This window comes from Arthrobacter sp. YD2 (genome assembly GCF_030410475.1).
GTDB classification, from domain to species: Bacteria; Actinomycetota; Actinomycetes; order Actinomycetales; family Micrococcaceae; genus Arthrobacter_B; species Arthrobacter_B zhangbolii.
In genome coordinates, this window is record NZ_JAUHHB010000002.1 from 227,911 (window position 1) to 241,059 (window position 13,149).

Genomic DNA, 13,149 nt, shown 5'->3' on the forward strand with positions numbered 1-13,149 from the left:
CGCACCGCAACCCCAGGCCAGACCGGTCACTGTGCTGGGGTAGCCTGAAAGCCAATTCCGAACGGCAGGGAGAAGCAAAGCACGTGGCTGAATCGTATTACCGCTCACTGGGCAACGGCGTCTATGAAGCAACCATCCACACCCAGGGTGCCTGGAACCCGCAGGAGCAGCACATGGCGCCCATTTCGGGTCTGCTGGCGCACTGCCTGGAGCAGTTCCAGCCGCGGCCGGACCTGCGGATGGCCCGCATCAGCTATGACATCCTGGGTTTGATTCCGCGCAGCACGTTCGAGGTGAAGACCTCGCTCCTGCGCCCCGGCCGCACCATCGAACTGCTGCAGGCCGAAATGGTCGCGGACGGCCGCACCGCGGTCCGGGCCACCGCATGGCGGCTGGCCCGGGGCACGACGTCGGAGGTGGCCGCGGTGGAGGACGGGACCATGCCCGGCCCCGCCGAGGCGGGCACCCGCGAGGGCCTGACCGCATGGCCGGGCGCCTTCATCGAATCGGTGGAGATGCGTGCCCTGCCCGGGCTCCGCCCCGGCCGCGGACGGGCCTGGCTCCGGACCCCGCACGAGATGGTGGACGGTATGCCCACCTCCGACCTGGTCCGGCTGATCGGCATGGCGGACACCGCCAACGGCATCTCCACCCGTGTGCCGCCGGGCGGGGACAGTTACATGTTCCCCAACGTGGACCTGCAGCTGCACCTGCACCGCGATCCGGTGGGGGAGTGGCTGGGCCTGGACACGCAGGTTACCTTCGGCACGGACGGCATCGGGCTGACCTCGGCGATCCTGCATGACGAGCACGGCCCGTTCGGCCGCAGCGAGCAGATCCTCACCGTCCGGCCGCTCGGCGGAGCCTAGACAGTGTCCGGCGCCCTGACGGTGGTCCGCCAGCAGAAATCGCTGGGCGCCGCCGCGGATTTGGACTTCGCGCTGGCGATGCTCGATGCCGCCCGCCGTGGGGCGCTGGAACCCACCCTGCGGATCTATCGGCCCCGCCCCACGGTGGCGCTGGGGCAGCGGGACGCGAAACTTCCCGGTTTCGCCGCCGCCCAGGCTGCCTGCCGGCGGCACGGCTTTGAGCCCCTGGTCCGCAAAGCCGGAGGGCGGGCCGCCGCCTACCACTCCGACTGTCTGGTCCTGGACCATGTGGAACCCGACGCCGACGCCCTCACCGGCTCGCGCGGCCGGTTTGCGGACTTCGGCGTCCTGCTGGCCGGGGCACTGGAGAAGGCCGGGCTGAAGACCGGCGTCGGCGAAATCCCCGGTGAGTATTGTCCGGGCGAGTTCACCGTGTACGGCGAGGGCCCGGCGGGGGAGCGTATTAAGCTCGCCGGCACCGCCCAGCGGGTGGTGGCCGGCGCCTGGCTGTTCTCCACGGTGCTGGTGGTAGGCAACGGGACCCCGCTGCGCAGGGTGCTGACCGACTGCTACGCCGAACTGGGACTGGGCTGGGATCCGCGGACCGCCGGCGCCGCCCGGGACCTGGTGCCCGGCCTGTCGGTGGCGGACGTGGAAGACGCGGTCCTGCAGGCCTACGGCGGGTACGCCCGCCTGGCGGGCGGGGATTTCGAGGCGCTGCGGCAGGTGATGTGACGCAACACCGGCCCGGCGGTGCTTCCCGCCTGGAAGTGCCCGGACTAGGGTAGGAAACTGACAGCAGGCTGATCAGTACACACGTCACAAAGGATTTCCATTGGGTTCAGACACCGTTGAAAACACAGCACTGCGGCTTCGGGCGGTCCTCGAGATCCTCGCTGCAGAGGACCCGTCCGGCAAGGTCAGCCGGGGAACGGTCATCTCCGCCGCCCTGCACCGCGTCCCGCTGACCGGGCGGGAAGCCGAAGAACTGGCCAGCGGCACCACCCGCGGGGAACGCGCCCTGGTCAACGCCACCACCAAGCTCGTCAAAGCCGGCTGGATCCTCAAGGAAGGCCGGTCCGGCTGGAGCATCACCAGCGGAGGACGCCAGGCACTGGTGGACTTCCCCGAACCCACCCGGCTCGCCGCAGCCCTGCAGGGCAACGGTGCCGCCCCGTCGGCAGCACGGAAGACCCCGCCCGCAGCGGAAGTGCTGGAGGACGTGGTGCGGGACGCAGTTTCCGTTCCCACCGTGCCCGCTGAGCCAAACGGTTCACACCGGGACAGCGGCGACGGCTACGAACCGTCCTTCCCGCAGCCCGAATCCGTTGCCCTTGCCGGCAGCTTCGGCAGCGCCCTGGGTATCAGCGACTGGGATCCGGCCGGAGCAACGTTCAGCTTTGACCGTCATGACGAACTGTGGAAGCTGACCCTGGACCTGCCTGCCGGCAGCTACGAGTACAAGGTGGCGTTGAACGGTTCCTGGGCGGAAAACTACGGATTCGGAGCACACCGCGACGGCGGGAACATCCAGATTGAGCATGCCGGCGGTCCGCTGAGCTTCCTCTACGACCACGCCACGCACACGGTTCTTACCAAGCCGGAGGTCGGCGCCTGACCGGCCCCGGCCCCTCGATCGGATCCACCAGGATCCCGTCCGGTTCGCGCACCCACCAGACACCCTCGCTGCGGCGTTCAGCGGCAGTGGAGTAACGGTAGCGGTACATCTGCGCCCGGATCCAGCGGGGCGGTTCGCCGTTGAACGGGTCCCTGCGCAACAGGCGCAGGGTCCGTGCGTCCCCGGCGAGCAGCTTCCGGAGAAGTTCGGGAAACCAGGCGCCGTAGGAACCCAGGGCCAGGAACCACATCATCCAGTCCAGGCGCAGGTGATAGGGCGCGAACTGGCGGGGCAGCCGGCGCGGATCCCCGGGCTTGCCCCGGAATTCATACTCGCGCCAGCGGGCGCCGGGTCCCGGCGGGTCATTGGTGCCCTCAATGACCACCTCGTTGCGGTGCCGGGTGATGCTGCCGAAGGCACCATAGGCATTGGAAAGGTGCCAGCGGTTGAAACTGGCATTCATCAGCTGGTTGCGGCTGAAGAGATTCTTCAGCGGTGCCCAGGCCCAGTAGAGCACCGCTGCAGTGGCGGCGAGCACCACGACGACGAACACCGCCGGTGTGGCTGCGGGGTCCGGTGAACCGAACTGCGCCCACGGCAGCAGTGCCTGGACGGCGGAATCGCTGACCGCCGTACAGGCCAGCAGGATGGTCAGCACGTTCAGCCACGCGAAGTTGCCGGATGCCACCAGCCACAGCTGGGTGAGGATGATGACGGCAGCGGCAACCGAGGCCACCGGCTGCGGGAAGAACAGGAAGAAGGGCACCACCAGCTGGGCGAAGTGATTGCCGAGCACCTCGATCCGATGCAGGGGCCTGGGCAGGTGGTGGAAGAACCAGCTGGCCGGGTTCGGCATGGGCTGGGTCTCGTGGTGGTAGTACAGGGCGGTAAGGTCCCGCCAGACCCTATCGCCGCGCAGTTTGATCAGCCCGGCGCCGAATTCCAGCCGGAAGACGAGCCAGCGGAACAGCCAGAGCACCGTCACCGGTGCTGCGACGTCGTTTGACCCAAGGAACGCAGCCAGGAATCCCGCCTCCAGCAGCAGTGATTCCCAGCCGAAGCCGTAAAAGGTCTGGCCGATGTTCACAATGGACAGGTAGAGCCCCCAGATCAGCAGGAAAGCCGCCATCGGCAGCCACCACGGCCCGGACTGTGGCACTCCGGCCACCAGCAGGGTCGAGACGGCGGCACCGGTCCAGGTCACAGTGAGCAGGAGACGGTCCGAGTAGCGCCAATGGAAAAGTGTGGGAATACCGCGGCCCCTGATCCGGTCCAGGTACAGGGGAGCGGGCAGCAGGCCGCGTTCCCCCAGCAGGGCCGGAAACTGGAAGGCCGCGTTCAGGAACCCGATCAGGAAGACGGCGGCGATTCCGCGCTGCAGCACCTGCCGCGCGAATTCATAGCCTCCGGCGCTGAACCACTCCATGGCAGCCCAGCCTAGCTCCCGACGCAACGGAATACCCGAACCGGTTTCGGGAAACCCCTGCCGGACCGCAGAGGAAGTCCTAGGCTGGAACGGTGGCGGAACCGCGGACTGCAGGAGGTGCCGGCATGGGTGGTTCCCATGTTCTTGCCCTCGTCGTCGCCCATCCCGACGATGACGCGTACGGACTCGCTGGAACGGTGGCGCTGCATGAACGCGATCCGGGTTTCCGGTTTGTCCTCATCCACGCGACCGACGGCGGTGCAGGAGGAGTAGACCCTGCCTATCCTCCCCTGAATGAGCCGCTTGGCCAGGTCCGGCGCCGGGAAATGGAGGCCGCGTGGACCGCGCACGGCCGCCCTCCGGACCGCCACGAATGGCTGGATTACGACGACGGGACGCTCAGCGATGTCCCGCGCACCGAGCTGGTGGAACGCATCGGCGGGATCCTGGCGCAGGAACGGCCCGACGTCGTGGCTACCTTTGGTCCGGATGGGATCACCGGTCATCCCGATCACATTGCCGTCGGCGCTGCCACCGACGCAGCCTTCGAGCTGTTGCGTACCGACGGCGGACCGGGGCTGCGGCGGTTGCTGCACGGCGCCATGCGGCGCTCCACTTGGGAACGCTGGAACCGCGGCCGTATCCGGCACGGCCTGGAGCCCTGGAACGAGGCCCGCGTGTATGACCTGCGTCCGGTCCCGGACGAGCTGATCGGGATCGAGGTGGACGTCCGAAGCGTCGCGGGGCGGGTGGTGGCAGGGCTGATGGAACACCGCACCCAACGCTACGCGGTGTCCCCGGGTGTGCCTTCGGACGCGCAGGAGGACGCGGGGTGGTCGCGGACGTCGGGGGCAGAGCCGCTGGTCATCGCATGGCCGCCGCGGCCACCGGGGGCGCCGGTGCTCGGTGATGTTTTCGAGGGGCTGGACTAAGCTGCGCCGAACTATATTACCTGCCTTCCACCCTCCCGCCTTCGCGTGTGAAGCCGGATACTGGCCGTGCACACCCGGATCCGCCGGCCAGCCGGCCCCGAAAACCCGAACAGGCAGGGAACATACATGAGGATTGTAGTGACCAGCATTTTTGTAGACGACCAGGACAGGGCATTGGATTTTTACACCCGTGTGCTGGGCTTCGAACCGCGGCAGGACGTGCCGGCGGGCGGGGCGCGCTGGCTGACCGTGGGGGTGCCGGGGGAGGACGGCGGGGTGGAACTGCTGCTCGAGCCGGCCGGGCATCCCGCCGTCGCGCCGTTCATGGAGGCCCTCGCAGCGGACGGGATCCCGTTCACGTCGTTCGCCGTGGACAGCGTGGAGGATGAATATCAGCGGCTGTCGGACCTGGGCGTGGCTTTCACGCAGCCGCCCACCCGGATGGGACCGGTCACGACGGCGGTTTTCTCCGACACCGTGGGCAACCTTATCCAGATTGCCGGCAGCGACGGCTGACCTTCCTCCGCGGCTGATAGCGGCCATGCCGCTATGGGCCCGCGCGTGTGGAGGCAGCAAGACCCATGCGGCTGTAGGGCTGTAGCGTTTTAGCTGCCCTCAGCGGGCGCTATTGTGGGCGAGTCTTACTGGAATCCATGCGGCCGATTTGGCGAGTTTCAGGCGTTGGTGGGTGCTCTGGAACCGTAGGGGTGGTGGATCTTGTAGAGAGATGGACTGCGCGGTTGTAAAGCTGGTCCTTACTCACGAGGGCAACAGTCTCGCCTGACCGGCCCGTCGCATGTAAAGGTCGAGGGCCTCCTCGACCGCCGACGCAACGTGAAGCAAGTTTTGGAGGAAGTCACCTATTATCTCGGTGCCAGGATCTTCATCGACAACTGCAGCGAACTGGTCCTGCCAAGTAAAACCGTGCACAGTGCCGCTAAATGCATGCCACATAAGCATGTATCTACCGACTAGTTCGTCGGCATCGGGGAGATCAGACTGAAGTGAGACTTGCTCAGCAAGCGCTTTAATCATGCGGGTATCGCCCTTCGGCTTCTCACCTTCCAGCCTTGCCGACAACTTCTTTATCCGTATGTCCAAGTCCGCGATGAGTTCGCCCGGCGGCGTCTCTAACATCCGGCTTACGCTTGGCAACGTGTTGAACTCGACAAGTGCTTGACGTTCACTGGTCGCCTCCTTAAGCGCCTCCCCGAATGCTCGTTTACGACGTTCCCCAGGATCGTCCGGCAGAAGAATCCAGAGAGCCCTCGTTACGCTGACCAACGCAGTACGCATCAGCGGATAGAAAGCAGTAGGGATGTACTTACCGCGGGTCCAAATCATTTCCGTGATGGCATGCAGACTGTCCGTGGCGCTATTGATAGTCCACAGAACCAGGTGTGCCGGAGAACAATCGGGTGCACAGGCTGCTTCGTCCGCTTCCATTTCGCTGCCGGGCCATACCTCCATGGGCTGCTGTTTGTCGTCCGTCCAGCGCCGAACCTGATTAACGATAGACACCAGAAGTTGCAGGTCAGCCTGTGTGGCGTGGGGCATGTAAACCATGCTGCACATCATCTCGCATTGTGCGAACTTAGTCGGACTACCTCCTGAATGCACCCCATATATGTTCGTAGCGGCTGGTGTTCGAAGTTATATAAACCGCTGTCGTCCTTGGTCGCCTGAGTGGCGGTGAATTGGCGGTGGTCCAGCCGGTCGGCGTGGGTCCGTTGAACGATGAGCGTACGAGACTGGTCGGCCACAAACAGCTACAGGAACTATGCCGTTTACCGCTGCGGTTCACTCCACGTGGTTGATCAGCTGAAGTTAGGCTTCGGGTATGCCCGATACCGTCGAAGAGTCTATTCAAGCTGCGGAGTTGGCTATATTCCAGCGTAAATCGCTATCGCTGGCTGCAGCCGCGGCCGCAGGACTGGTGGGTAGATTCGAATCATTTTTACATGGTGGACTGCGGGCGAGCATGGCCACCGGGGACCAATATGGGTTCCTTAACACTGTCGAGGGTCTGGACGATCAGTCTGTTCTGGCTCTGCCTGACGTCCTCGGACAGTTCCCGGCCCCGCATCAACCAACCCTCATCGCGACAACGCCATCGCTAAGCCTCACCGACCGACTGCTAGAGGACGGATACACGCCGGCACCTACCCGGCCGATTGCCTACGTATGCCCGAGCTCAAACAACCGGTTGGACGGCACCGCTAGTGACGAGTGGCAAATCCACCAGGTCTCCACAAAGAGGGATACGAGCCTCTTTCTGGACCTTCTTGACGCCGGGTACGCCGCGTCAAGGGAGATCGGGGAGTTGATCCGGGCGGAGCACGCCCACCCGATGGTCCGTGGTTTCATCGCCTCCCGCAACGACGAGCCCCTCGCCGCAGCTGCCATGTCAGTGCACCCCACGGGGGCGGTATTTGGCGGTGCTTCCACCCTTTCAGCTGCTCGAGGTGCTGGTGCCCAAGCCGCCCTCCTGGCACACCGCCTTCGACAGGCAAGAGCTCTCGGTATCCCCTTGGCGACTGCTACCGCAGCTCCTGGAGCGCCAAGTATTCGAAACCTTGCCAGGCTGGGATTCACCATCGTTGAACGAACAGCCTGGCTGATACCGGAGCAGTAGCGCGGCTCAGAAGCGGAACAGGGAATTGATGTCCTGTTTGGCGTCGTCCACGTACACGTCGGTCCGTTCGTCGAAGAACGAGACCCGGTCCTTGAGCTGCGCCGAATCCGGTAACACGGTCTCATAGGACCAGGCGAGGTCGGTGCCCTTCGGCTGCCCGGCCACGGACCAGTAGGTCGCAGTTCCCTTGTAGGGACAGACCGACTGCTTGAGTGACGGTTGCAGGGCATCCCAGTCCACGTCGCTCCGTGGAAAGTAGGTGCGCACCGGCAGCATCGTTTCGTACACGAAGACCGGTTCGCGGGTTTCCGCCAGCAGCTGTCCGCCCAGGTGCACCCGCACGTTCCGCGAGGACTGCCGGGCGTCCACCCGGTGGAAGGGATCGCGGGGGTGGCCCTTGATTTCCTCGTCCTCTTCCAGCCAGCGGTCGAACGCGTCGAAGTCCAGCAGCACGTAGCCGGCAAGATCCAGGTCATCCGGACGGAAGCCTGCGCCCGGCAGGTCATGGGATCCGGCACGCAGATCCAGTCGCTTGCCGGGCGCGGTATGTGCGGCGAAGGGATAGCGCGGATCCATCAATGCCGCAGGCGGGACAGCATCCAGCGGGTCCCGGTCCGGGGGATCGGCGGCGATCAGCTCAGCGGCAATGTCCCGGGCAGGGACAGCATAGAGCGGCGTGACGCGCCGCGGCTCGTACGCCAGTACCGCACTGGTGGAATCCACTACGGTGTTGTTCCCGAGTTGTGCACGGATGCGCCGCGGCGTGGGCTCGAAACGCAGCTCGGGGAGGAAGTTCCAGAATGCGGGGCTGATCTGCAGTGCCATGAAACCAGTCTCTTGCGGGGTGAAAGCGGATACAAGGGGTTGCGGATTTGATCAAGTCCCGGACACGGCCGGGACATGCCGAAGGCCCGTGCGGTGTGCACGGGCCTTCGGTGTGCATCCACTCCGGATCCGGTATTTACGGGTCCCGGTGCTGCTTCGGTGTGATGAGGCGTGCAGCGACTGCCCAGGCGGCAAGGATGATCAGAGCGGTAAGGAGCAGCTGTGCGAGGCTGACGGGGCCGCCCAGGATCACCGCATAAATGAAAACTGCGGCAAGGAACAATACCGGCGGGCCTATCCGATTAATCACTTTGCGATCCATCGCTTTGCCTCGATTCTGCTCGCGGGTCAGGTTGTCCGGTTGCCCAAGCCTAACTCCGGGCCGTCAGCAGCGGTGCAACAGGCGCGACACCGGTCCTAGTGGCCCCGGTCGATCCATTCCTGCAGGTGCGGACCCTCGGCGGCGATCGACGTCGCGTCGCCGTGCCCGGTGAGCACCTTGGTTTCCGCCGGGAGCGTCAGCAGGCGTTCCCTGATGGACTCGATGATGGTGGGGAAGTCGCTGTAGGAGCGTCCGGTGGCGCCGGGTCCTCCGTTAAACAGCGTGTCACCGCTGAACACCACCGGCTCCGGGACATCCTCGCCTGCGGCCAGCGAGAAGCAGACCGATCCGGGGGAGTGCCCCGGGGTGTGCAGGGCGCGCAGGGTGTGCCCGGCGACCTCAAAGGTGTCGCCGTCCTCAATCACGTCATCCGGGCCCTCGTCCGGGAACACCGCGTCCCAGAGCATCCGGTCCGCGGCATGCAGGAACACCGGGGCGCTGAAGCGGTCCCGGGCCTGCTCGACGGCCCGGATGTGGTCATCGTGTCCGTGCGTGAGCAGAATGGCCATGACCTCACGGTCGCCAACGGCGTCGGCAATCGCGTCAACGTTGTGGGCGGGATCGATGACGATCACCTCGGCGTCGTCACCGACAATCCAGACGTTGTTATCCACGTCCCAGGTCCCGCCGTCGAGCGAGAAGGTCCCGGAGGTGACTACGTTGTCGATGCGGAACATTAGAGTTCCACCACCGAACGCAGGACCTTGCCGTCGTGCATCTTGGCGAAGGCTTCCTCAATGTCGCCCAGGCCGATGCGCTCGGTGACAAAGGCATCCAGGTCCAGCCGGCCGAGCTTGTACTGCTCCACCAGCATGGGGAAGTCCCGCGACGGCAGGCAGTCGCCGTACCAGGAGGACTTCAGCGAGCCGCCGCGGCCGAAGACGTCCGCCAGCGGCAGTTCGATCTTCATGTCCGGGTTCGGCACACCCACCAGCACCACGCGGCCGGCGAGGTCACGGGCATAGAAGGCCTGCTTGTAGGTTTCCGGACGGCCGACAGCGTCAATGACGACGTCGGCGCCGAAACCGCCGGTGAGCGCGCGGATGGCTTCGACCGGGTCCTCTTCCTTGGAATTGATCCCGTGCGTGGCGCCCTGCGCCTTGGCCATCTCCACCTTGGCGGGGTCGATATCCACCGCGATGATGGTGGTGGCTCCGGCCAGCTTGGCGCCGGCGACGGCGGCAATGCCCACACCGCCGCAGCCGATGACGGCCACGGATTCGCCGCGCTGTACCTGGCCGGTGTTGATGGCTGCGCCGATGCCGGCCATCACACCGCAGCCGAGCAGGCCCACGGCGGCGGGATCGACGTCGTCGTCCACCTTGGTGCACTGGCCGGCGGCCACGAGGGTCTTTTCAGCGAACGCGCCGATGCCCAGGGCCGGCGTCAGCTCGGTGCCGTCCTCCAGGGTCATCTTCTGGGTGGCATTGGCGGTGTTGAAGCAGTACTGCGGCTCGCCCTTGCGGCAGGCGCGGCACTCGCCACAGACGGCTCGCCAGTTCAGCACCACGCGGTCCCCGGGGGCCACCTCGGTGACATCGGGGCCGACGGCGGAAACCACGCCGGTGGCCTCGTGGCCAAGCAGGAAGGGGTAGTCGTCATTGATAGCGCCCTGCTTGTAGTGCAGATCGGTATGGCAGACACCGCAGGTGAGGATGTCCACGAGCGCTTCCCCGGGGCCGGGATCCGGCACCAGGATGGTCTCCAGCGAGACGGGGGCGTTCTTTTCCTTGACGACTACGGCCTGAACCTTATGGACCATGGGGTGCTGCCTCCTGCGATGTTCGGCGGGGCGCCGACGTCCGGCGTCCCGGTTTCCATCCTATGAAGCGATGCGGCCGGAGCGAAGCCGGGAATTACGCTTCCGCTTCCGGCGCAACCGTGCAGGGACTGCCGCCGTCGACGGCGCAGTCCTACGATGGAAGGCGGAAAAGGGTCTGCAGCGTGTACATGCCGCGGCTGATATTCCCGGAGTGCCACCTAGCCCTAGGACGGCCCATGAACGCCTCAGCATCCGGCAGCAGCATGCCTACAGCGTCCGGCAGCACCCGCCACTCTCCCGGAAGCAGGCCGCGCACCGGCTGGCGCGTCTTCTTGCTGCCGGTGCTGCTGGTGCTGGCCTGGCTGGCGGTCGGCGGCGTCGGAGGCCCGTACTTCGGCAAGATCAGTGAAGTGGCGGATAACAACCAGACCTCCTACCTGCCGGCCAGCTCCGAATCCACGCAGGTGGCGGAGCTGCAGGAGAAGTTCACGGACAGCAACGCCATCCCCGCCGTGGTGGTGTACGTCAACGACGGCGGCCTGAACGAAGCGGACCGGACGTTCGTCACCGGCCGGGCATCCGCCCTGGCGGAGGTTGACGGCGTCGCAGGCAAGGTCTCCCCGCCGCAGTTCTCTGAGGACGGCAAGGCAGCAGAACTCTTTGTGCCCGTGGAGGATAACGACGGCGCTGCGGCCACCGTGGAGAACCTGAACAGTGTGGTGAAGGACGGCATTCCGCCCGGCCTGGACGGCTACGTGACCGGGCCGGCCGGGCAGCTGGCGGACATCACCGAAGCCTTCGGCGGCATCGACACCTCACTGGTGCTGGTGGCAGCGCTGGCGGTGCTGGTGATCCTGGTGGTGGTCTACCGTTCCCCGCTGCTGCCGTTCCTGGTCCTGCTGACCTCGATCCTGGCCCTCTCGGCAGCCATCCTGGTGGTGTTTTACCTGGCCAAGGCCGGGGCGCTGACCCTGAACGGGCAGGTACAGGGGATTCTGTTCATCCTGGGCATCGGCGCCGCAACGGACTATTCACTGCTTTATGTCTCCCGGTACCGGGAATCCCTGCGCGACCATGAGGGGCGCTGGGATGCTACCAAGGCGGCCCTGAAGGGAACCTTTGAGCCGGTACTCGCCTCCGCCGCCACCGTAGTGGCCGGCCTGCTGTGCCTGCTGCTCAGCGACCTCAACTCCAACAAGGCGCTCGGACCGGTGGCAGCCATCGGCATCGGCTTCGCGTTCCTGGCCGCCATGACGCTGCTGCCGGCACTGCTGATGCTGACCGGCCGGGCGGCGTTCTGGCCGCGGCGGCCGGCGTTCGGTTCGGAACACCCGGACCGGGACGGCAACTCGGCCAAGGGGTTCTGGCCACGGGTGGCCCGCACGGTCAAGGGCCATCCGCGCCGGGTCTGGGTGGTGCCTACCCTGGTGCTGCTGATTGCGGCAGGCGGCCTGCTGCAGCTGCGTGCCTCCGGGGTGCCGCAGAGCGACTTTGTGTTGGGCGAGACCGCGGCCAAGGAAGGCCAGCAGGTCCTGGGTGAGCACTTTCCCTCCGGCTCCGGCAGCCCCGCGCTGATTGTCGCCCCGGAAGGTGAACTGGACGCCGTTGCCCGGACCGTCCTGTCGGTGCCCGGCGTCGATGCACTGGCGGTGAACGCCACGGGTACTCCGGCCGGAACGCTGCCGGTGACGGCCGACGGCGTGCAGGCCTCGCCCGTGCCCGGTACCTCAGGCGCGCCGAAGGTGGTGGAGGGGAAGGTCCTGCTGGAGGCGACACTGACCGAATCGGCGGAATCGGACTCCGCCGAGCAGACGGTGACCGAGATGCGGGACAAAACGGCCGGCATCGGGGATGTGCTGATCGGCGGGGTCACGGCGACCACTATCGATACCAATGCCGCGGCCGCCCATGACCGGAACCTGATCATCCCGGTGGTCCTGGTGGTGATCCTGTTCCTGCTGATGCTGCTGCTGCGGTCGCTGCTGGCACCGTTCCTGCTGATCCTGACGGTGCTGCTGTCCTTCGGGGCGACCATGGGTGTTTCCGCCGTGGTGTTCAACCACGTCTTCCACTTCCCGGGGGCGGATCCGGCGGTGCCCCTGTACGGCTTCATCTTCCTGGTGGCCCTGGGCGTTGACTACAACATCTTTCTGATGACCCGGGTGCGGGAGGAAAGCATTGGCCACGGCACCCGGGAAGGGGTGATCCGCGGGCTGATGATCACCGGCAGCGTGATTACCAGCGCCGGTATTGTGCTGGCGGCAACCTTCGCGGCGCTGGGCGTGATCCCGGTACTGTTCCTGGCGCAGCTGGCGTTTATCGTCGCCTTTGGCGTGCTGCTGGACACCTTGGTGGTGCGCTCGCTGCTGGTGCCGGCCCTGTCCTATGACATCGGGCAGCGGATCTGGTGGCCCTCGCGGCTGGCCCGGCGCGGGACCGGGCCAAACGCGGCGGCGGAGCGCTAGAGGCCCAGGCGGGACTTGACCTCGGAGGCGGAGGGGTTGGTGGCGGAGGAGCCGTCCGGGAAGATGACGGTCGGGACCGTCTGGTTGCCGCCGTTCAGTGCTTCGACCAGATCTGCGGTTCCCTCGACGTCCTCGATGTTCACCTCTGTGTAGCCGATGCCCTGGCTGTCCAGCTGGGACTTCAGGCGGCGGCAGTATCCGCACCAGGAGGTGGAGAACATGGTGATGGTTCCGG

13 protein-coding genes are annotated in these 13,149 nt (G+C 66.0%); 6 read left to right on the forward strand and 7 right to left on the reverse strand.

Annotation, left to right across the window (positions count from 1 at the left end; genetic code table 11):
- The first annotated feature begins 83 nt into the window (after positions 1 to 83).
- From QWJ37_RS07685 to QWJ37_RS07695, 3 genes are all read left to right on the forward strand, one after another.
- A complete protein-coding gene (locus QWJ37_RS07685; RefSeq protein WP_290244960.1) occupies positions 84 to 869 on the forward strand; it encodes a thioesterase family protein in 786 nt (261 codons plus the stop codon).
- Positions 870 to 872: 3 nt separating this feature from the next.
- Positions 873 to 1,604 (forward strand): lipoate--protein ligase family protein, encoded by a 732-nt coding sequence (locus tag QWJ37_RS07690; protein ID WP_290244961.1) that lies wholly within the window; start codon positions 873 to 875, stop codon positions 1,602 to 1,604.
- Between the two features lie 100 nt (positions 1,605 to 1,704).
- The gene (locus tag QWJ37_RS07695; protein ID WP_290244962.1) at positions 1,705 to 2,487 is read left to right on the forward strand and encodes a winged helix-turn-helix domain-containing protein; all 783 of its coding nucleotides are present in this window, start codon (positions 1,705 to 1,707) and stop codon (positions 2,485 to 2,487) included.
- On the opposite strand, the gene QWJ37_RS07700 is transcribed toward QWJ37_RS07695, so the two are convergent.
- On the reverse strand, positions 2,462 to 3,913 hold the full coding sequence (locus QWJ37_RS07700) for a lipase maturation factor family protein (protein ID WP_290244963.1): 1,452 nt from the start codon (positions 3,911 to 3,913) through the stop codon (positions 2,462 to 2,464). The two genes, QWJ37_RS07695 and QWJ37_RS07700, sit on opposite strands and share 26 nt — an antisense overlap.
- Before the next feature lie 125 nt (positions 3,914 to 4,038).
- Between QWJ37_RS07700 and QWJ37_RS07705 the strand changes: the two genes are divergently transcribed.
- Both QWJ37_RS07705 and QWJ37_RS07710 read left to right on the forward strand, forming a co-directional pair.
- Positions 4,039 to 4,845 (forward strand): PIG-L family deacetylase, encoded by an 807-nt coding sequence (locus QWJ37_RS07705; RefSeq protein WP_227927708.1) that lies wholly within the window; start codon positions 4,039 to 4,041, stop codon positions 4,843 to 4,845.
- Positions 4,846 to 4,971: 126 nt separating this feature from the next.
- Positions 4,972 to 5,361, forward strand: a complete 390-nt coding sequence (locus QWJ37_RS07710; RefSeq protein ID WP_290244964.1) for a VOC family protein — start codon at positions 4,972 to 4,974, stop codon at positions 5,359 to 5,361.
- Between the two features lie 243 nt (positions 5,362 to 5,604).
- Here QWJ37_RS07710 and QWJ37_RS07715 read toward each other — a convergent pair whose 3' ends face one another.
- From QWJ37_RS07715 to QWJ37_RS07735, 5 genes are all read right to left on the reverse strand, one after another.
- The gene (locus tag QWJ37_RS07715) at positions 5,605 to 6,402 is read right to left on the reverse strand and encodes a hypothetical protein (RefSeq protein WP_227927710.1); all 798 of its coding nucleotides are present in this window, start codon (positions 6,400 to 6,402) and stop codon (positions 5,605 to 5,607) included.
- Positions 6,403 to 7,486: 1,084 nt separating this feature from the next.
- Positions 7,487 to 8,305 carry a DUF427 domain-containing protein gene (locus tag QWJ37_RS07720; RefSeq protein ID WP_290244965.1) on the reverse strand — a complete coding sequence of 273 codons (819 nt, stop codon included), beginning with the start codon at positions 8,303 to 8,305 and terminating at the stop codon, positions 7,487 to 7,489.
- A gap of 136 nt (positions 8,306 to 8,441) precedes the next feature.
- On the reverse strand, positions 8,442 to 8,615 hold the full coding sequence (locus tag QWJ37_RS07725; protein ID WP_290244966.1) for a hypothetical protein: 174 nt from the start codon (positions 8,613 to 8,615) through the stop codon (positions 8,442 to 8,444).
- A gap of 107 nt (positions 8,616 to 8,722) precedes the next feature.
- The gene (locus tag QWJ37_RS07730) at positions 8,723 to 9,364 is read right to left on the reverse strand and encodes an MBL fold metallo-hydrolase (protein WP_290244967.1); all 642 of its coding nucleotides are present in this window, start codon (positions 9,362 to 9,364) and stop codon (positions 8,723 to 8,725) included.
- Positions 9,364 to 10,449, reverse strand: a complete 1,086-nt coding sequence (locus QWJ37_RS07735; protein ID WP_290244968.1) for an S-(hydroxymethyl)mycothiol dehydrogenase — start codon at positions 10,447 to 10,449, stop codon at positions 9,364 to 9,366. The genes QWJ37_RS07730 and QWJ37_RS07735 overlap by 1 nt, the downstream gene beginning before the upstream one ends.
- A 236-nt stretch (positions 10,450 to 10,685) precedes the next feature.
- Here QWJ37_RS07735 and QWJ37_RS07740 point away from each other — a divergent pair, with 236 nt between their 5' ends.
- Positions 10,686 to 12,914 carry an efflux RND transporter permease subunit gene (locus QWJ37_RS07740; protein WP_290244969.1) on the forward strand — a complete coding sequence of 743 codons (2,229 nt, stop codon included), beginning with the start codon at positions 10,686 to 10,688 and terminating at the stop codon, positions 12,912 to 12,914.
- Here the strand turns inward: QWJ37_RS07740 and QWJ37_RS07745 are convergent.
- Positions 12,911 to 13,135, reverse strand: coding sequence for a mycoredoxin (locus tag QWJ37_RS07745; protein WP_146361879.1), 225 nt, complete (start codon positions 13,133 to 13,135; stop codon positions 12,911 to 12,913). The genes QWJ37_RS07740 and QWJ37_RS07745 overlap by 4 nt on opposite strands.
- Positions 13,136 to 13,149 lie beyond the last annotated feature (14 nt).

Bases quoted from the DNA above. Each gene is read 5' to 3' on its own strand.
- QWJ37_RS07700 (WP_290244963.1), bottom strand. From the start codon at position 3,913: ATGGAGTGGTTCAGCGCCGGAGGCTATGAATTCGCGCGGCAGGTGCTG.
- QWJ37_RS07705 (WP_227927708.1), top strand. From the start codon at position 4,039: ATGGGTGGTTCCCATGTTCTTGCCCTCGTCGTCGCCCATCCCGACGAT.
- QWJ37_RS07710 (WP_290244964.1), top strand. From the start codon at position 4,972: ATGAGGATTGTAGTGACCAGCATTTTTGTAGACGACCAGGACAGGGCA.
- QWJ37_RS07715 (WP_227927710.1), bottom strand. From the start codon at position 6,402: ATGCCCCACGCCACACAGGCTGACCTGCAACTTCTGGTGTCTATCGTT.
- QWJ37_RS07720 (WP_290244965.1), bottom strand. From the start codon at position 8,305: ATGGCACTGCAGATCAGCCCCGCATTCTGGAACTTCCTCCCCGAGCTG.
- QWJ37_RS07730 (WP_290244967.1), bottom strand. From the start codon at position 9,364: ATGTTCCGCATCGACAACGTAGTCACCTCCGGGACCTTCTCGCTCGAC.
- QWJ37_RS07735 (WP_290244968.1), bottom strand. From the start codon at position 10,449: ATGGTCCATAAGGTTCAGGCCGTAGTCGTCAAGGAAAAGAACGCCCCC.
- QWJ37_RS07740 (WP_290244969.1), top strand. From the start codon at position 10,686: ATGAACGCCTCAGCATCCGGCAGCAGCATGCCTACAGCGTCCGGCAGC.
- QWJ37_RS07745 (WP_146361879.1), bottom strand. From the start codon at position 13,135: ATGTTCTCCACCTCCTGGTGCGGATACTGCCGCCGCCTGAAGTCCCAG.